General features: G+C 48.0%; 15 protein-coding genes. 2 read left to right on the forward strand and 13 right to left on the reverse strand.

The window, feature by feature from the left end; all coding sequences use genetic code 11:
* Positions 1-52 precede the first annotated feature (52 nt).
* Positions 53-505, reverse strand: a complete 453-nt coding sequence (locus GC097_RS18670) for a GAF domain-containing protein (protein ID WP_171684819.1) — start codon at positions 503-505, stop codon at positions 53-55.
* Positions 506-813: 308 nt separating this feature from the next.
* Between GC097_RS18670 and GC097_RS18675 the strand changes: the two genes are divergently transcribed.
* Positions 814-1,518: a Crp/Fnr family transcriptional regulator gene (locus GC097_RS18675; protein ID WP_246294339.1), complete on the forward strand. Its 705-nt coding sequence runs from the start codon at positions 814-816 to the stop codon at positions 1,516-1,518.
* 170 nt (positions 1,519-1,688) lie between these two features.
* Positions 1,689-2,471 carry an SDR family NAD(P)-dependent oxidoreductase gene (locus GC097_RS18680; protein ID WP_171684820.1) on the forward strand — a complete coding sequence of 261 codons (783 nt, stop codon included), beginning with the start codon at positions 1,689-1,691 and terminating at the stop codon, positions 2,469-2,471.
* Positions 2,472-2,927: 456 nt separating this feature from the next.
* On the opposite strand, the gene GC097_RS18685 is transcribed toward GC097_RS18680, so the two are convergent.
* The 12 genes from GC097_RS18685 to adhE form a co-directional block, all read right to left on the reverse strand.
* Positions 2,928-3,569, reverse strand: coding sequence for a ThuA domain-containing protein (locus GC097_RS18685; RefSeq protein ID WP_171684821.1), 642 nt, complete (start codon positions 3,567-3,569; stop codon positions 2,928-2,930).
* A 26-nt stretch (positions 3,570-3,595) separates the two neighbouring features.
* Positions 3,596-4,321 carry an SDR family NAD(P)-dependent oxidoreductase gene (locus tag GC097_RS18690; protein ID WP_171684822.1) on the reverse strand — a complete coding sequence of 242 codons (726 nt, stop codon included), beginning with the start codon at positions 4,319-4,321 and terminating at the stop codon, positions 3,596-3,598.
* 26 nt (positions 4,322-4,347) lie between these two features.
* A complete protein-coding gene (locus GC097_RS18695) occupies positions 4,348-5,976 on the reverse strand; it encodes a response regulator transcription factor (RefSeq protein ID WP_171684823.1) in 1,629 nt (542 codons plus the stop codon).
* Complete coding sequence (locus GC097_RS18700) at positions 5,969-7,792, reverse strand: cache domain-containing sensor histidine kinase (protein WP_171684824.1); 1,824 nt, start codon at positions 7,790-7,792, stop codon at positions 5,969-5,971. Before GC097_RS18700 ends, GC097_RS18695 begins: the two co-directional genes overlap by 8 nt.
* Positions 7,793-7,863: 71 nt before the next feature.
* Entirely contained in the window at positions 7,864-9,246 is a 1,383-nt protein-coding gene (locus GC097_RS18705; RefSeq protein WP_171684825.1) for an ABC transporter substrate-binding protein, read from the reverse strand.
* Between the two features lie 146 nt (positions 9,247-9,392).
* Entirely contained in the window at positions 9,393-10,181 is a 789-nt protein-coding gene (locus GC097_RS18710) for a carbohydrate ABC transporter permease (RefSeq protein WP_171684921.1), read from the reverse strand.
* Positions 10,182-10,241: 60 nt separating this feature from the next.
* Positions 10,242-11,198: a carbohydrate ABC transporter permease gene (locus GC097_RS18715; protein WP_171684826.1), complete on the reverse strand. Its 957-nt coding sequence runs from the start codon at positions 11,196-11,198 to the stop codon at positions 10,242-10,244.
* A gap of 5 nt (positions 11,199-11,203) precedes the next feature.
* Positions 11,204-12,427 (reverse strand): MFS transporter, encoded by a 1,224-nt coding sequence (locus GC097_RS18720; RefSeq protein WP_171684827.1) that lies wholly within the window; start codon positions 12,425-12,427, stop codon positions 11,204-11,206.
* A 198-nt stretch (positions 12,428-12,625) separates the two neighbouring features.
* On the reverse strand, positions 12,626-13,168 hold the full coding sequence (locus tag GC097_RS18725) for a hemerythrin domain-containing protein (RefSeq protein ID WP_171684828.1): 543 nt from the start codon (positions 13,166-13,168) through the stop codon (positions 12,626-12,628).
* Positions 13,169-13,189: 21 nt separating this feature from the next.
* Positions 13,190-13,909: a pyruvate formate-lyase-activating protein gene (gene pflA / locus GC097_RS18730; protein ID WP_171684829.1), complete on the reverse strand. Its 720-nt coding sequence runs from the start codon at positions 13,907-13,909 to the stop codon at positions 13,190-13,192.
* Positions 13,910-13,929: 20 nt separating this feature from the next.
* Positions 13,930-16,188 (reverse strand): formate C-acetyltransferase, encoded by a 2,259-nt coding sequence (pflB, locus tag GC097_RS18735; RefSeq protein ID WP_171684830.1) that lies wholly within the window; start codon positions 16,186-16,188, stop codon positions 13,930-13,932.
* A gap of 26 nt (positions 16,189-16,214) precedes the next feature.
* Positions 16,215-18,821, reverse strand: coding sequence for a bifunctional acetaldehyde-CoA/alcohol dehydrogenase (gene adhE, locus GC097_RS18740; RefSeq protein WP_171684831.1), 2,607 nt, complete (start codon positions 18,819-18,821; stop codon positions 16,215-16,217).
* Positions 18,822-18,831 lie beyond the last annotated feature (10 nt).

Below are 18,831 nucleotides of genomic sequence, written 5' to 3' on the forward strand. Positions count from 1 at the left end.
CCTTCTTCTTTCCTTTAATCATAACAAAAATGATGAACTCCCGTAAGAACATTCACGTCGCCTTTTCCTCTATGAACGAAGTTAAGGTGTGTATTCTATCTTGAACGGCCTCTATTTCACTGGCTTCAAATCTGGTTTGTTCCCGTTTCCCGATATATAGCAAACCCAATATCCGATGGCTTGAACCTGTCACTAGCGGAAAAGCAGCAGCAGACTGCAAACGTTCAGCGAGCATAACGGGACAATGAAGTCTTTCCTGGTTAATCCGGGGATTCGTTTCATCCAGTTTAACCCATCGGCCAAGGCGCAGAACAGCTCCGGCTAGTCCAAGGCTCACTTTTTTGATGACCATTTGTCGATATTTGTCGTTTCCATTGCCTAATACATATTTCCAGTAGCTGCGCCCTCTGTCATCAGGAGGAGGCGCCAGCGCAATGAAATCGCTTGAGGTCAAGCTTCGCAAAAGCTCCAGTTCTACTAGTATGTTTACCTCTCTACTTGCCACACAGGGCACCTCCGTTTCGACGAAGCCAAACTGAAATTTTCTTCACCAATCATTGTAAACGTTTTGAGACTTCTTGTAAGTCAGGGAATACCCTGATTCCCGCATCAGGAATTTACGCAAATATAAGAGCTGGCTGTGATTTTCCTCACAATTAAAATAAGGGGTTTCCCCCTGAAAGATCAGTAGAACTCCCGATAACAAAATACTTAGAAATTCGATACGATGAAGATAACCAAAGATACGATGAGGAGTTGGTCCCCATGGCCATGATGACTGCACGAAAAGATGAAATGACTGCTTGCAATGGAATGGTACCGAAAGATCCAAAAGGGAATATGAATGGTTTCTCTCCGGAAAATTTCGCAAGACTGCAGAGCATTATGCATATAAAACGTGCTGCTAAAGGGGATTTCTTGTTCTGGGAAGGCGACACGGCAGACAAATTATATTATATCGTCCAGGGCGGAGTCCGCGTGACCAAACAGTCTGAAACGGGTAAAAGCTTCATTCTTTACCTGCATCAAGCCGGTGATTTATTCGGCCAAATCGATCCCTTTCAGAACTCGCTGCATAGTTTTGGTGCGGAAGTGACGGAGGATGGTGAAATTGGCGTCATACAACGCAAAGACCTCGAGGTCCTGCTTCGGCAGCACGGCGACCTGGCTATTGAATTTATGAAATGGATAGGACTCATTCACCGCATGACCGAAACGAAGTTTCGCGATTTAATGATGTATGGCAAGTCGGGCGCGCTCTGTTCTTTGTTAATTCGATTAAGCAATTCGTACGGCGTTCCCCAAGGCGGCAATATTCACATTCATTACAAAATAAACAATTCCGAAATGGCGGACATGATTGGAGCAACCCGCGAAAGCGTCAATCGCATGCTAAATGATATGAAGAAGGACAACACTCTCGACTTCAACAATGGCTGCATTGTCATTAAGAACTTGTCTTACCTTCGCAATATATGCCGCTGCGAGAACTGCCCGTTGGAAATATGCCGCATGTAGGCTTACCTATATTGTATGCCTTTCCTCCAACATTCTCTGTGAGGTGCATCACAGCTGGAATGAAGTAAAAATAATGCTACGAATAATCAAAATACAGATAAAGAAAGCTAGCCATTTTCACTATACTTAGGAAAGGTTCATCAGGACTAGGAATGACAGGAGGATACAACATGAATTTGGGATTGACAGGAAAAGTAACTCTGATTACCGGCGGAAGCAAGGGGATCGGATTGGTGACAGCGATCACGCTAGCGTCTGAAGGCGCTCATATCGCCATTTGCGCTCGCAATGAAGACGACCTTCGGGGCGCAGCAGCGAGGATTGTAGAGAAAACCGGCGCGAAGGTTCATTATATTCAAGCCGACGTTTCTTCCGAGAAAGATTGCCAAAGAGCTGTTGCGGAAACGGTGGAGCGCTTTGGGCGATTGGATATTTTGATCAACAATGCCGGAACCTTCGCCGCCGGCCCTTTCGAGCATGCGACGCACGAGGCGTGGACACAGGATCTCGATTTGAAATTGTTTGGTGCTATTCATTGTTCCAAAGCAGCCCTGCCTTACTTAAAAGAGTCAGGTAGAGGAGCGATTGTGAACATGTCTACATCCTCCGCCAAAACCCCTGGCGCATCAACGCTGCCCACTTCGGTCAGCCGTGCCGCAGGCTTGGCGTTAACGAAGGCGATGAGCCAGGATTTGGCCGCCAGCCATATTCGCGTGAATGCCGTCTGCGTAGGATTAATTCAAAGCGATCAAATCGAGCGAAGCTGGAAAAACCAGCATCCCGAGCTGACCTGGGAGCAATTCTCACAGCTTCCCCACCATCAAATTCCTTTGGGACGCGTCGGCTATACGCAAGAGGCTGCCAACGTCATCGCGTTTCTCGTATCCGATGCGGCCTCTTATGTGACAGGCACATCGGTAAATGTCGACGGCGGAAAAGGCGCAACGCTGTAAGGCGCTGCATGTGAAGAGGGTGTCCCAAAAGAAAGAATTAATGACTTTTAGGACAGGGCTGCCTTTCAGAAAAAAAAGAGCAAAGGAGTTAAGCGGCTTTCATGCGCTTAACTCCTTTGCTTCTTGCGTCAACGGCTGCTTTCTTAGCAAAAAATGAGAGGGTGTCCTCACTCATTTCTATGACTAATGGGAAAACCTCTTCGTTATAGTTATGCTTTGTGCTCAAAATAAGGGAAAAATCCCATTTATATTCACTGCAGAAGCTTGTCTGATCCATTTATCTGGAAAAACTCCCCCTATTTGGGCCGGATTCGTAGGGATCTACGAAATCCGATCAAATTAAAGGGATTTTTCCTTTTATTTTCCTGCGAGGTCATCTTTCGAGCAAATTAGAGGGAGATCTTCCCGTTAACTTGCTTCACCGTCTTCAGAAAACTTACGGGACAGCTTCTTTTATTAAACCTGCTTTCTCAAAGCCCATTGACCGGCCTGAAGGATCAACTTCCTGTACATCGGGTGCTTAAATGATTCCACATGGTGCCCTGGCATGAGGTAAACAACTCTGCCCAGTCCGTACTCATGTGCCCAAGCAGCAGGCCACTTCTCGCCTTCATGCGTATATTCGAGCAGCACCGTTTTCTCTGACAACGGATCCATGTCGTAGCGGTAAGGCTCCTCATCCATGGAGAACGGCTCGATCCCTTGCGTGATCTCATGTTCGGCAGAGGTAAGATGGAAATCCAACGATGTATAAGGAGGATGTCCCGTAAATTTGGCGCCTATCAATTGGCTCAGCTCGTATCTCGCTTGCAGCGATACCCCGTTATGTATAACAAGCAGCCCACCGCCACCGCTTACATAGGCTAGTACGCCTGCTACTTGCTCTGGCGTCACCTGGATCTTCCAACTATCCGTATAGGAAATGAATAAATCAAACGCTTGCAACTGTTCAAACGTTAGTTTCTCCCTGTCTTCCGATATCTCCACACCGATATGATCCCGGAATACCTCCGTTATGTCATCAACTACCGCTTGAAGCGGATGATATTTGGCGTTTGTGATGTCTCCCAGCAATAAAGCTTTTTTGTCGTTGTTCATATGCATACAAGCCCCTTTCGATTTGTTTACCAGCTCATTACCTCTGCCTTGTAATCAAGGAAAGCCGGGTGCGTTAATACTTCTTTGTTTTCTCGATACTGACATAGCGTTTCCACGATCTGTGAGGCCGCTTCTTCCGCTGCGACATCAGCTGAATCGTTTCGTTTCCCGCTCATATACGTCTTCATCCAGCCTGGGTGAATGACAAGAACGCGTCCGCCTTTATTTTTCAATTGATTATGAACGATGTTGGATTGAATGTTTAATGCCGCCTTCGACATGCAGTAACCGTACCAACTCTCCCGCCACGTTTGATTGATCTGACCGGCTTCGGAAGAAATGTTGACGATCAGCTTGTCTTCGCCGTTCATCAGCAGCGATATGATCGCATTCGTCACGCGCAGCGGACCCAATGCGTTCACGTTATACAACCCCATGATCGCGTTGAAATCGATCTCGCCAAAAATCTCATCATCCTTGCCGCTGGCGATACCCGCATTATTAATAACAAGATCCAATTTGCTCGTATACCCGGCGATCTTGATCGCAGCTTGCCTAACACTCTCGTCATCCGATACGTCCAAATCAATCGTGATTAGCCTTCCGTCATAGGCATAGACCGCTTTGTCGAGCTGATTCCAATCCCGCATAAATCGTCCAGCGAACACGGTGTATCCTCGTTCGAGCAGCTGAACCGCCAACTCATACCCTAACCCCCGGTCCGCTCCGGTAACCAATGCATACTTTGTCATGGCTATCCCACCCCCACATTTCTGATCTACACTTTGACACTAGCAAATGATTTTAGCTTTCTGTATTCGACAGGCGTCAGCCCGTTATAAGACTTGAATATTTTGATAAAATAACTCTGGCTGTCATATCCCAGCAGCTCGCAAATTTTACACATCGGCTCATTGGTCATATCCAGCAGTTCCTTCGCTCTTTCCATTTTCATTCGGGTTACGTATTCAATAAAGGTTTCCCCGGTCTCCTTCTTGAACAAACGGCTGAAGTAGCTGGAATTCAAAAACAGATGCTCGGCCACTTCCTCCAGAGAGATGCGCTTATCCAAATTCATGGACACATATTGCAAGGCATTCAACACAGACAGACGCTTGCTTTGGTCCATAATTTCCCCCGTCACCGAGATGGCGGAATGGAAGTAATCGATAAGCCAATGCTCCAACTCCGTCATGGTATCGATCTCCAGAATATCCTTGTGCATCACATCGACGGAATACGTGGATCGGAAATGCTGCAAGGATTCCAATTTCAGCTTCAAATCCAGCAGCAGCTTCAATACCCAATCCTTCACCATCTCCGGTGGATACGTCTGTTCCTTGAATACGTTCATCCAACGCTTAACGGTTGGCAGCAAGGCCGCTTCTTGTTTATCGACGAGTATGTCCCTGAACTCTTCATTGGCTTTATCGTAATTAGCGAATACGCAGGCTGGAACAAGCTCCCGCTCCTGTTGTCTGGCAATCTCCCCTTCGCCTAAATAGAAGCGCTGTGCAGTGCTGCCCAGCAGCCCATTAAGGCCCAGCTTCAGTTCCTCGGGGTTGGTGCTTATGCTTCCGATCAAATACGTCATCGTTATTTTCAAGAATCGGTGCAGTGCCCCTTGTATCAACGCAATCGTCCGCTTGGTTTGCTCAAACGGATTGATCTTAAGACCCGGAGGATATAGAAACAGCATAAAGGATTCTTTGGCATCATAGCTGGCATGAATCGCCCCAGAACGCTCTTTGTCCAAGACTTCCAGAATCACATTGTTGACAGCAAAGCGCAAAATATCGTTGGATACGAATCGTTGCGCAACGCTACGGTAATTGCTGATAAAGCCCATAACCGGCAGGCAGACCTGCCCTTGAAAGCTTAAGCCAAAGGCTCCGGCCTCCGCCTCCCACTTGGCTGCATCCAAAATAGGCTCTTGAATGGTGCTGCGAATAAACTTCTCCTTCATCATCTCTTTGCTGCGATCAACCAGATTAAGCAGATGGGTATGAAGCTGATCCTGCCGCTGTTCTTGGTCCAGTTTCACCTTGAATTGCAGCAGCAGCTGCTCCAGATCTGACGGATTCAGCGTGTCCTTCAATAGGTATTCCTGAACATTCAGCTTCATAGCCTGCTGCGCATAATGAAATTCACTATGGCATGACAGAATTGCGACTCGAATGTCCGGTTTCCGCTGCTGCAGCTCACGAATGAGGTCCAAACCGTTCATCTTGGGCATGCCAATATCCGTAATGACAATATCCGGCATGTCCTTCTCGCACGCTTCCAGAGCGCTTATTCCATTTTCATGAACGCCGGTCAACTGCAAATCGAGGCTTTCCCAGGCAATGGCTTCCGATAATAACTCAAGAACGGGATAGTCATCGTCTACCAATATCACTTTATACATGGCTGCGCCCCTCCAATTCCCTGGGAAAAAGCATCGTTACCCAGCTTCCTTTTCCGCGTTCACTGTCGATCTTCATTTCAAAAGCATCCCCAAAGGTCAGCTTCATCCGTTCCCATACATTAGGCAAACCAACGCTGGAGAAGCGGTATGCATCCTCTCCCTCCGCCGTGTCCAAGCCCTTGCCTAACAGCACAGTATGACGTAGTTTGGCTAATACGTGGGGTTCCATGCCTTGCCCGTTATCCTCAACAATCACGACGAATTGGCGTTCGTTGACAATTGCCCTCAGCGTTATCGTTCCAGCGCATTGGTTCAACCCGTGAATAAGCGCATTTTCGATAATCGGCTGTAAAAAGAATCTCGGCACCTTCTCAAAAAGCACATCCGGTGACACATCAACTTCAAGATTTACCTTTTCCTTTTGCCGCATATCCATTAACTGCACATACTGCTTGACGGTCTCCACTTCCTCGTGAAAGCAGATCAAATCTTGATCCTGAGAGATCGTCATTCTGAGAAGCTTGGAAAGTGAGCTCATCATCTGCGCGCTTTCCACATCTCCTTTCCGCAGCACCTTCATTCGAATCGAATTCAGGACATTAAACAAGAAATGCGGATTAATCTGCACCTGCAGCATGGCCAGTTCTGCCTTGCGCTTGCGCGTCTGGGTCTCTGTAATTTCAGCAATCATAACCTTGATGTGATCCAACATGTGATCGATGGACATACCGAGAATTCCGATTTCATCCTTGCCCCGGATAAAGGAGCGAACCTCCAAATTGCCCCGCCGTACGGTTGCCGCCACTCTGCCAAGATGTGCAAGCGGTTTGGTGAAAGCTTGCAGGAGATACAGCAGCAGCAATAAAAATACAAGAAATGAAATGACTTGATAAATAAATACCTTTTTAAAAATGGAATCGATTTTGAAAATCGCTTTTTTGTAAGGAATTAGTGACACAAGCTTCCAATCCGTAACGCTTAGCGGGAGCGTCGTCAGCAAGTAATCTTCATCCTCAATGCGAATGATATCCGAAGCGTGTCCTGCTGCTTGCTTCACATAGGGAAATTTCAATCCGACATGTTCGCTGTTCCTTTGTGAAAGAATGGTATCCGACTCATCCAGCAGCAAAGTTCCTTGATCGGAAGCAATCCGGTTAAAAATTTGGTTCACTTGATTTTCCATGATGGTGACAATGACATAGCCGTAAATATCGAGCCCCTCGCCTCGCAGTGTGCGGGCTACAGAGATTTGATGTAAATTTTTCAATGACTTTTCAGTTGAAAACACGGTCGGTGCCGTTCCCACCCAGTAGGATTGAATCCCGCTCAAATCTTTCAACTTGCCGAACCAAGGCTCTTCGAAGATTTGCATCGGATCATACTCATACAGCGGGTAGTTGGTATAATACGTTCCGTTCTTCAATAAAATCGTTACATAACTTTTCTCGCCTGTGAAAGTAATATTCGTGATTTTGCTCGTTATCTTATATCTGTCTGCAAATCTCCGATATTCAATATCCGCTCCCTGGTATCCGGTGCCTGAAACCTCTCTCAGAATCGTATTAATTTCAGAATCCATTTGAATATAATTCGTAATATTCAGCATGTATTTCAGTAAATTCGTGACGTAGCCGTCTACCAACTTTAGCGATTCCGCCGCATTGGATACCGCTTGTTCCTTAACCGCATCCCGCGTCAAATAATTGTAGACCGAGATGGTAATACAAGCCGGAATCAAGATGCAGACAACGGATGCAATCATTAATTTAAATCGAAGCGTTCGGGGTGGCATCATTCTAGCCAGCATCTTCCACATCTGCGATCCTCCCTTATTGAAACCAGGAAGGGCTACCTGTGCCCCCTCCTACTTGCTTCTATTATAGCTATTTATTTTTTATTGGCATCAATCAATTTTTGAACGCGGTCATTGGATTTTTTGATCATCGTGTCTATATCCTGCTTACCGAAAATCAACAATTCAAATTCCTCATTAATCGCTTTATTGATTTCCGCTTGATACGTCACAGGTGGAATCGATTTGGCTGATTTGTAACCGGTCATCACGTTCGTAATCGAGGCTTTATCAACCTTTTCCGGGTTTTTCGTTTTGCTCAGAATGACATCGACAATTTTCCCCATTTCCTCCGGCTTGACTTTGCTCCATGCTGGAATCTGTTTGCCTTGTACGATTTGTCCTTCTGTCGTATACCAACGAATGAACTTATACGCTTCTTCCTTATGTTTGGAATTGGCCGCTATCGCCATGTAATCTGTGATATACGGCGCGTAGCCGCTTGGATCGCCAGGCGCGTTTTTCGGATATGGCGCTACGGCAACATTGAAATTCAGCGGAAATTGGTCTGTACCGCCAAGCTCGCTCGTAAACCAACTGCCCATCAGAACCATGCTTGTCGTTTGGTTAAAGAAGGCTGGACGATAGTGCAGCTTTTGCGATATTCTTTCGTCGTACGGAGTTAAAGATTTGTCCTCCTTCTCCATTTTGAGGTAAAGCTCAATCGTTTTTCTAAATAAAGGGCTATCAAGATTGGAGGTGCCGTCCGCTTTCAGGAATTCCATATTTTCCGGTTGGTTGCCTAACTCCAGCTTCATAAACTCCATAAATCCGCCGTCAGTCGGACCGTGGAAGAATGCCCCGTAACGCTTCGTTGCGCCATCGACTTTCGTCAATTTCTTGGCATAGTCCCTGAACTCATCCCAAGTCCAATCCGTAGGCACTTTCAGTCCCGCTTGATCCAAATGGTCTTTGTTCAAAACAACATACCAAGGTGTAAGCTTCGTCGGCAGAGCATAATATTTGCCGTTGAGCTGCGTATCGACCTTATATTCTTCACTAACCTTAAAGCCTTCTTTGGCAATGAATTCATCCATCGGCGCAGCAATCCCCAAGGCAACCCGCTTCGCAAAGCTGGCTGGGTCCGTCAGCATCAAGACATCCATCGTTTCCCCGGAGGAAGCGGCCAAATCGAGTTTTTTATTCGCCTCTGCCGTATCCCCCTTATCGCTAAGTTGAACCAGATCAATCTTAATATCGGGAAATTTCTTCTCAAAAGCGGGAATTGTTTCCTTCCAGTTGTAGTTCGAGTCCATGCCGTGCGTCAAAAATCGAATCGTAACCGCTTCCTTCGACTTCCCGCCGGACGGCGTGCTGCTTCCCTCTTTGGATTGTGTTTTATTTTCGGCGGAACAACCGACAAGTAAACTTAATCCCACAGTTCCTACTAGCAAAGCCTTGAACGCATTCTTTTTCAAATGAACCCCTCCATATTTTGTGATAGCGTTTCCATTGCATGCTCGATTATTGTAACAAGAACTTTGGTTCCTTCTATAAAAGAGAATTGACTTTTTTACCGACTATTTTGACTTTATAACGCCAGCTCGCCCTGTCTTTACGCCAATTATCCTTTCACGCCTCCCATTGAGATGCCTTCAATAACGCTTTTCTGCCCGACCAAGAAAACGATGAGCAGCGGGAAGATCGCGGAAACGGCAGCGGCCATAATGAGGGAATAGAACTCGCCATTAATGCTTGAAAATTTCTGCATAGCCAACTGGATCGTATACAGCTTATCTGTTCTTAAGAAAATTAACGGATTTTGATAATCGTTCCATGTCCAAATGAATCGCAGGATGGCATAGGTGGCTATAGCCGGACGCACCAACGGAAGTGCAATGCTTAAATAAATTTTGAAATGTCCTGCGCCTTCCATTTTGGCCGATTCGATGTACTCGTTGTGGATGCCTATAAAAAACTGTCTCAGCATAAACGTACCAAGTACACTAAAGCTATTGAGAATAATCAACCCCATATGGGTATCAAAAAAACCGGCGGAGCGGTATAAAATGAACTGCGGAATAAGAATGGCCTGTCCCGGAATCATATAGGTGGCGAGTACGATTAGAAACAGCCACTTGCCGGCTGGAAATTGAACTTTGGAAAAGCCATAGGCTGCCAAGCTCGAAACCGTACAGGAGATCAGCGTCGTTAGTACACTAATTTTAATGGAATTCCAATAATACGTATAGAAGGGATAATGGCCAAACCATACCTCCTTGTAGTTTCCCCAAGCATTCCAATGGACTGGAATCCATTCAATGGGGAAGTTGAAGACATCCGCTTCAATCTTGAACGATGCCGAAATCATCCAGAAGAAGGGCATTAGAAAAAGCAAGCTGAACAGAAACATGATGCCGGTAAGCGTTACTTTACGCAAATTGATTGCTGATTGCACAAGGCTTCCTCCTTCCTAATAATTGACCCATTTCTTTTGACCGAACCATTGCAGGATCGTAATAAGTAGAACGCAGAAGAACAACACGGATGCCATCGAGGAGGCATAACCTATTTTCAAATTAACAAAAGCCATTTCATACATGTCCCACACCATCATCGAGGTGGCTCTCATCGGACCTCCTCTTGTGAGGACGGCAATCAAATCGAATACTTTAAAAGTTGCAATGATGCCGGAGACGAGTAGAAAGAAAGAGGTAGGCGACAAGAGCGGCAGAGTAATTCTCTGAAATTTCACCCAACCGTTGGCCCCGTCAATGTCTGCCGCTTCATACAGGTCCTTCGGAATGTCCTGCAATCCGGCAATATAAATGATCATATTAAAGCCGATTGATATCCATACAGATACCATCATCAGCGAAGGCAGCGCGTAGGACGGATCTGCAATCCATTTTGGCGGATTATTAATCCCGATAGAGACCAGAAATTGATTAACAGGTCCTGTAGACGGATTGAACAGCACCATCCACACCGTCGCAACAGCGACCACGCTGGAAATATAGGGCATGAAAAAAGCGACCTTAAAAAAACTTTTGAAATAAATATGCTTTTCGATCAGAATCGCAAGCAGCAGCGCAATCCCCATATAGATCGGGACCGTCAGTAAGAACATGGCATTATTTTTCATCGACTTCAAAAAAGAGACATCGCCTATCAGGGTTTGAAAATTGCTAAAGCCAACCCATTTAAAACCGCTAAGCCCCATGATAAAGTTCCAGTCCGAGAACGCGATCAGGAACGTAGCTATAATTGGAATGAGCGTTAGAAACGTAACACCCAGGATCATCGGACTAACGAATAATAAACCTGCTAAGGATTCTTTGCGCTGCAACGATCCTAACCGTTGCTTAGAAATCGGTCTATCATTGGAAATCGGTCTATCAATGGAAACTACCGAGGAATTTCGGTTCATCGCATTCACCTCTCTAATGAAATTTGTTGTGCGGACCAATCGCGAATCTTCTTGTCGGATGGAAGCAGGAAGCCCATGCCGCCCAATAACGGCATAAATGAGCACGCTGTAATTACCAGGGTCAAGCTCGTAGCATCAATCAAACCTCCCAAAGCTACGGCGCCTATCGCCCCCATGCCAAAGGAGAGACCCGTAATCAAGCCCGAAACGGTTCCCACCTTGCCAGGAACCAACTCCTGCACATAGACGACCGTGACAGAAAAACTGCTATGATTGAGAACACCAATTAAAAATAACAGCGGATAAGTCCACAGCGCATTGGCATGCGGGAGCAGCATCGCGAACGGTGCCGAGCCCAGCAAAGAAAGCAAAATCACATTTTTCCGGCCGATTCGGTCTGACAGCGGGCCTCCCACAAATGTTCCGAGAATGCCTGCGCCCAAATAAATGAATATATAAAGCTGCGCTGTAGGTACGGATATTTGAAAATGCTCCATCAAGTAAAATACAAAATACGTCGAAATACTGGATCCAAACCAAGACCTGGCAAAAGCAATGAAAATAATCAGAATGATGGCATAGCGGATCGCTTTTTTATGCTTTTCATCCACCGGCTTGGCGTTGGCGCTGTTTTTTTTCAGGGGAATGAGCGATAGATGCGCTCTATACCAGCGCGCAACCCGCAGCTGAATGGCTATGCCTATAGCTGCAAGCAACGTGAACCATATGGCTCCGAATTGACCATATGGAAAAAAGATCAATGCCGTCATCAACGGCGCAAGCGCATTGCCCGTGTTGCCTCCAACTTGGAAGATGGATTGCGCCAAGCCTCTGCGCTGCCCGGCAGCCAAGTAGGAAATCCGCGACCCCTCCGGATGGAACATCGCCGAAGCCACGCCTACGCAGGCAACAGCGGCGAGCACCATCGCATACCCGGGGGCAAAAGCCAGCCCCAGCATGCCCAGAAGCGCGATCGCCATGCCTACGGGCAGTAGGTTCGGCGTAGGTCGCGCATCCGCATACATGCCGACAAAAGGCTGCATCACCGATGAAGAAAAATACAAGATGAACGTAATCATTCCTATTTGCGTAAAAGATAGATGCAGCGAATCCCTCAAGATCGGGTAAGAAGCCGGAATAACGGCTTGCAGCGCATCGTTGATCAAGTGCGCCAAGCCTATCGCAAATAAGACAGGATAAATCGTGGGTTTTGCCTGCTGTTCGCTCATGTCTGTCTGATATCTCCTTCTACTAAATTCATCCTCAGCTGAACCTCCCTCTCTTTCTTTATAGCTTTCATTATAGGGGAAGGGGCTGCGGCAACTTTGCCACTATTTTGATTTTCTTTTGTAGAATTATGACTTTTGTCGTTCGGGATAAAAGAAAAAAACCGTCAGTTCACCCTGACGGTTCCTTTAAGATCTATATCAACAAAAAAATAACTCCAAATCAGTCATCACTTGCTCCGTTATTGGAAAAACAACCTGTTCCTCCATCGTAAAGTGGTCGTTTAATATCAAGCATGCCTGAACAAGATGCGCTGTGATCTCTGCTAATTGCTTCTTTGGTACAAGAGGTGTTACCTTGCCAACAGCTTCTTGAAAAGATTCGATAAACGACAGGCCGAGTTGATGATCTTTTTCCAATACCCAGAAAGATGGCAGGATAGAAGGCGCCGAGTGCCGATCGAAATACGTCAGCAGAAACGGAAACAATTCCCGCTCTTCCCATTCCGAATGCCGTTCCAGCATTTCAACGAATTGCTGAGTCTGATCTCTGAGTTCTTGGACAAGCTGTTTGCTCTTCACCAAATCATCCGATACAATCACTTCCTTGGCGCCCGTTTCGAGCTCCCTTAGCTTTTCTCTCAATTCCTCATGCTCTGCCCTTAATCGATCGGTCGCATAAGCAAGCTCGTCTGGGTTTGAAGAAGCAATCCCTGAAGTATAGCCAGCCGCATGTATTGCCATACAGCGTCCCTCCCCATGTCATCATTTCCTACCCTGTTCAATCAGATCTCTCGCCCGGGCAACCTCGTGATCTGTCGGTACAGGGCAATGTTCGAGCGGATACTCTTTCCCCATTTGCTGCCACTTATGAACGCCCATTCTGTGATAGGGCAGTAATTCCAATTTACTTACGTTTCGCAAAGAGCCGATAAACTTGCCTAGCTCAAGCAGATCTTTGGCATCGTCCGTCCAGCCGGGTACAAGCACATGGCGAATCCAGACCGGTTTGCCAATCTCGCTCAAGTATTGGCCAAAACGCTTGATGGGATCATTAGGCTGAGCCGTCAGCGCGATGTGCGTCTCTGGATTGATCTGTTTCAGATCAAGCAGCACTAGATCCGTGACGTTCAGAAGCTCCTGCGCATGACTCGGCTCACAAAACCCGTTGGTGTCCAAGGCGGTATGCAAGCCCCAGCGCTTGCGGCATTCGGCAAACAATCGGGCCAGGAAGGGAGCCTGCAAAGTCGGCTCCCCGCCTGTTGCCGTAATGCCGCCTCCCGAGCGCTGGTAGTACTCGACGTAGGGTTCGATCTCCCGGAGAATCTCCTCGATCTTCATCTGTCTGCCCGCATGCATTTCCCATGTATCCGGGTTATGGCAGTACTTACACTGCAGCGCACAGCCCTGCATGAAAAGCACAAAACGGATGCCCGGACCGTCAACGGTGCCGAAGGTGTCGAAGGAATGTATGCGTCCTTTCACTGGTCTGCCCCCTCTCTATCTTACATGGTACCGTGGAAAGTACGATGTATCACATCAAGCTGCTGCTCCTTGGTCAGCTTGATGAAGTTCACCGCATAACCGGAGACACGAATCGTCAACTGCGGATACAGCTCCGGATGCTCCATAGCATCTAACAGCTTCGCCCGATCAAACACATTAATATTCAAATGATGACCCTGGTTAGCCATATAGCCATCCAGCATGGCAACCAGATTCGAGAAGCGCGTTTCCTCTTCCCGGCCAAGCGCCTTGGGCACGATAGAAAACGTGTTGGATATGCCATCGAGGCAATGTTCATAAGGTAGCTTGGCTACTGAGGCGAGTGAAGCTAACGCTCCCTTCCGGTCGCGTCCATGCATAGGGTTGGCGCCTGGCGCAAAAGGCTCTCCGTCTTTGCGGCCATCCGGCGTACTACCTGTCTTTTTGCCATAGACGACATTCGAGGTGATGGTCAGAACGGACATCGTTGGCACCGCACCCCGATAGGTGGTATGCTTCCTAATCTTATTCATGAACGTTTCTGTCAATTGCACGGCAATCGCATCTACCCGCTCATCATTATTGCCGAACTGCGGGTACTCGCCTTCAATGTCAAAATCCACGGCAATGCCTTGTTCATTGCGAATCGGGCGTACCTGCGCATACTTAATCGCGCTGAGCGAGTCGGCTACTACCGATAAGCCGGCAATGCCTGTAGCCATGGTGCGTACAATTTCGCGATCGTGCAGAGCCATCTCCAAGCGCTCATAGCAGTATTTGTCATGCATATAGTGAATAACATTAAGAGTGTTCACGTACAGTTTCGCCAGCCACTCCATGATCGTATCGAAGTTCTCCATGACTTGCTCGTAGTTCAACACGTCCGTGGCTATAGGAGCTATTCGGGGGCCAACCTGGATCCCAAGCTTCTCATCTGCCCCGCCATTTATAGCATACAGTAAAGCTTTGGCTAAATTGGCGCGAGCGCCGAAGAATTGCATCTGCTTGCCGATGCGCATAGCGGAGACACAGCAAGCAATGCCGTAATCATCCCCGTAATATGGTCGCATGAGGTCATCATTCTCGTATTGAATCGAGCTGGTCTCGGCAGATACTTTGGCGCAGTACGCCTTGAAGCCATCCGGCAGCTGCGTGGACCAGAGCACGGTTAAATTCGGTTCAGGCGCCGGCCCCAGATTGTATAAGGTATGAAGAAAGCGGAAGGAGTTTTTGGTCACTCGCGGTCGGCCGTCCAGTCCCATGCCGCCAATGGATTCGGTCACCCACGTGGGGTCTCCGCTGAATAATTCGTTATAATCAGGAGTACGTAGAAACTTCACAATCCGCAGTTTCATTACAAAATGGTCAACGAGCTCCTGCGCCTCATCTTCCGTCAGCGTCCCGCCGTTCAGATCCCGCTCGATATAAATATCAAGGAAGCTGGATACGCGCCCAAGGCTCATCGCCGCACCGTTCTGCTCTTTAATCGCTGCCAAATAGGCAAAATACAGCCATTGCACGGCTTCCTTGGCATCCGCTGCCGGCTTCGCAATATCGAAACCGTACGTTTGGGCCATCTTCTTTAATTCGCCCAAACTGCGGATCTGCTCGGAGAGCTCCTCGCGCAGCCGGATCACATCCTCCGTGATGGCGTCAACTTCCAAGAGCAGAAGATCTCTTTTCTTCTCTGCGATTAACCGGTCTACGCCATACAGCGCAACCCGCCGGTAATCGCCGATGATCCGGCCGCGTCCGTAAGCATCCGGCAGCCCTGTAATAATGGCCGCCTTGCGCGCAGTTTTCATCTCAGTGGTGTAGGCATCGAACACGCCTTGGTTATGCGTTTTGCGAATATCTGTAAACACATGAATCATTTCTTCCGGCAGCTTGAATCCGTAGGCCTCGCAAGCATCGATCACCATGCGGATACCGCCGAAAGGCTGCACGGCGCGCTTCAGAGGAGCGTCGGTTTGCAGACCGACGATTTTCTCCTCGTTCTTGGCGATATAACCGGGCGCATGGGAGGTAATCGTGGACACCGTGCGGACATCCACATCCAAAACGCCCCCGTTCTCCCGCTCTTGGCGGGTCAGCGCGCTGACCGCCTGCCACAGCTTGTTCGTTGCTTCCGTAGGACCGGTCAGGAATGTGTGATCACCTGAATAAACCGTCATGTTTTTATCGATAAAATCTTTCACATCAATCGCCGTTTGCCATTTCCCCTGCACAAATCCATGCCAGTGGCGGCCTGCCGCCAACTCTTCTTCTCGGATTGCCATGAGTGGTGCCTCCTTCGAAATCGCGATTAAAGCTTGCCGTAAAAAGCGTTGCGGTAAACGTCAGCCAACTCTGTCACCAGCGGCATCCGTGGATTGGCGGTTGTACATTGGTCTTCAAAAGCCCGGTCCGCCAAATAATCTACCTTCGACTCGAATTGTTCCGCCTGGAATCCCAAATCCTGAAATTTCTCAGGAATGCCAAGCGTTCTGTTCAGCTTACGGATGGCTTCGATCAGGCTGTTCACGCCTTCTTCCGTTGTTTGGGCTGGAAGTCCCAGCATACGGGCAATTTCGGCATAGCGCTGATCCGCGATGAAATGATCATATTTCGGGAATGAAGTGAACTTGGTCGGTTTTTGCGCATTATAGCGAATGACATGCGGCATCAAAATCGCATTGGTACGGCCATGCGCGGTGTGATATTCGCCGCCCCACTTATGCGCCAAGCTGTGATTAATACCGAGGAAGGCATTTGCAAAGGCCATGCCTGCGATCGTTGAAGCGTTATGCATTTTCTCCCGGGCAATCGGATCTCCCGTCGCAAACGACTTCTCCAAGTTTTGGAACACGAGTTGAATAGCTTTCATGGCCAATCCATCTGAATAGTCGTTCGCCATCACTGACACATAGGCTTCAATGGCATGGGTCAGGACATCCATTCCCGTATCGGCTACTGCCGTCTTAGGCAAGCTGTACACATAATCAGGGTCAATGATGGCAACGTCCGGCGTAAGCTCATAATCGGCCAACGGATACTTCGTATTGCCTTTTTCTTTGTCGGTAATAACGGCGAATGAGGTCACTTCCGAGCCTGTGCCCGAAGTTGTGGGAATCGCGACGAATTTAGCTTTGCGCCCCAGACGCGGGTATTTGTAGACCCGTTTGCGAATATCCATGAACTTTTGCTTCAAGGCGTCAAAGCTCGTATCCGGGTACTCATAGAACAACCACATCGCCTTGGCCGCATCCATCGGCGATCCGCCTCCTAATGCAATGATGCAATCCGGCTGGAAACTAGCCATTTGTGCCCGGCCGCGTTCCACGGTTTCGACGGACGGATCTGGTTCCACATCCGAGAACACTTCGATGTAAACAGGTAGCTGCCTTTTGCGAAGATAATACTCCACCCGCTCTACGTACCCAAGCTTCACCATCATAGGATCGGTGACAATCATAACCCGCGATATATCAGGCATTTTTTCCAAATACTGCGTAGCGCCTTTTTCAAAATAGATCTTCGGCGGTATCTTAAACCACTGCATATTGACCGTGCGGTAGGCTACCCGCTTCACGTTGATTAGATTTACAGCGCTAACGTTGGAAGTTGTGGAGTTATGTCCATAGGAACCGCAGCCAAGCGTCAAAGAAGGCAAGTTTGTATTATAAATGTCTCCAATAGCCCCATGTGTGGATGGTGAGTTGACGATGACGCGCCCCGTTTGCAGGTTGCTGGAGAAGGCCTGAATCACCTCTTCGTTCTGCGAATGAATGACAGAGGAGTGACCCATTCCGCCAAATCTGACCACTTCTACCGCACGGGCAATGCCTTGCTCCGCATTCTTTACTTTGTAACAAGCGAGTACAGGACTTAATTTCTCAGCGGATAATGGGAAAGCCTCCCCGACCCCGGCTAGCTCCGCCACCAGTATTCTCGTAGCCGCAGGCACCTTAATGCCGGCCATCTCAGCAATTTTCACGGCAGGTTGACCTACGATAACGGCGTTAACCGCACACTTCTCCGCATTAATGACTAATTTGGAAACAGCTTCGGTCTCTTCTTTATTCAAAAAGTAGCAGCCCTGATCCGCCATTAACTTTCTTGTTTCCGCGTACACGGCTTCCTCGATGATAACAGCCTGCTCCGAAGCGCAAATCATGCCGTTGTCAAACGTTTTGGATAAAATCAAGTCGTTCACAGCCTGCTGCAGATTCGCTGTCTTCTCAATAAAGCAAGGGACATTTCCCGGCCCGACGCCCAAAGCCGGCTTCCCTGTGCTGTAGGCTGCCTTCACCATAGAAGACCCTCCGGTTGCCAGCACAAGCGCTACTTCCGGGTGATTCATTAGCAGTTGCGTTGCTTCCACCGAGGGATGTTTCACCCATTGAATACAATGCTCGGGAGCTCCTGCTTTCACCGCTGCTTCCAATAAAGCCGCTGCCGCAGCAGTACTTGACTGCTGGGCGGACGGGTGGAATGCGAAGATGATCGGGTTGCGGGTTTTGGTCGCAATCAAGGCCTTGAACATCGTTGTCGAAGTCGGATTGGTAACTGGTGTCACCCCGGCAATGATGCCGACGGGTTCCGCTACCACGCGGTAGTTCTCATACGTGTTTTCCTCGATTACACCCACCGTTTTGATATTTTTGATGCTATGGTAAATGTACTCTGTCGCAAATAAATTTTTTGTGATTTTGTCTTCATACACACCTCGGCCGGTTTCCTCCACAGCAAATTTGGCAAGAACCATGTGCCTGTCGATGCCCGCTAATGCCATTTGCTGAATGATATGGTCAACCTGCGCTTGATCCAACTCCAGAAATTGCTGCTGCGCTTCCTTCGCTCTGGCCACCAGTTGGTTAACTTCATCTTGCGCTGAAATCCGTTCGTTCGTTTTCGCTTCCTTGGTTGTCATGATTCCTTCA

Origin of the sequence: Paenibacillus planticolens (genome assembly GCF_013141725.1) — a bacterium.
In the GTDB taxonomy this organism is placed as follows: domain Bacteria; phylum Bacillota; class Bacilli; order Paenibacillales; family NBRC-103111; genus Paenibacillus_E; species Paenibacillus_E planticolens.

Bases quoted from the DNA above. Each gene is read 5' to 3' on its own strand.
- GC097_RS18675 (WP_246294339.1), top strand. From the start codon at position 814: ATGGTACCGAAAGATCCAAAAGGGAATATGAATGGTTTCTCTCCGGAA.
- GC097_RS18680 (WP_171684820.1), top strand. From the start codon at position 1,689: ATGAATTTGGGATTGACAGGAAAAGTAACTCTGATTACCGGCGGAAGC.
- GC097_RS18685 (WP_171684821.1), bottom strand. From the start codon at position 3,569: ATGAACAACGACAAAAAAGCTTTATTGCTGGGAGACATCACAAACGCC.
- GC097_RS18690 (WP_171684822.1), bottom strand. From the start codon at position 4,321: ATGACAAAGTATGCATTGGTTACCGGAGCGGACCGGGGGTTAGGGTAT.
- GC097_RS18695 (WP_171684823.1), bottom strand. From the start codon at position 5,976: ATGTATAAAGTGATATTGGTAGACGATGACTATCCCGTTCTTGAGTTA.
- GC097_RS18700 (WP_171684824.1), bottom strand. From the start codon at position 7,792: ATGTGGAAGATGCTGGCTAGAATGATGCCACCCCGAACGCTTCGATTT.
- GC097_RS18710 (WP_171684921.1), bottom strand. From the start codon at position 10,181: ATGTTTCTGTTCAGCTTGCTTTTTCTAATGCCCTTCTTCTGGATGATT.
- GC097_RS18715 (WP_171684826.1), bottom strand. From the start codon at position 11,198: ATGAACCGAAATTCCTCGGTAGTTTCCATTGATAGACCGATTTCCAAT.
- GC097_RS18720 (WP_171684827.1), bottom strand. From the start codon at position 12,427: ATGAGCGAACAGCAGGCAAAACCCACGATTTATCCTGTCTTATTTGCG.
- GC097_RS18725 (WP_171684828.1), bottom strand. From the start codon at position 13,168: ATGGCAATACATGCGGCTGGCTATACTTCAGGGATTGCTTCTTCAAAC.
- pflB (WP_171684830.1), bottom strand. From the start codon at position 16,188: ATGGCAATCCGAGAAGAAGAGTTGGCGGCAGGCCGCCACTGGCATGGA.
- adhE (WP_171684831.1), bottom strand. From the start codon at position 18,821: ATGACAACCAAGGAAGCGAAAACGAACGAACGGATTTCAGCGCAAGAT.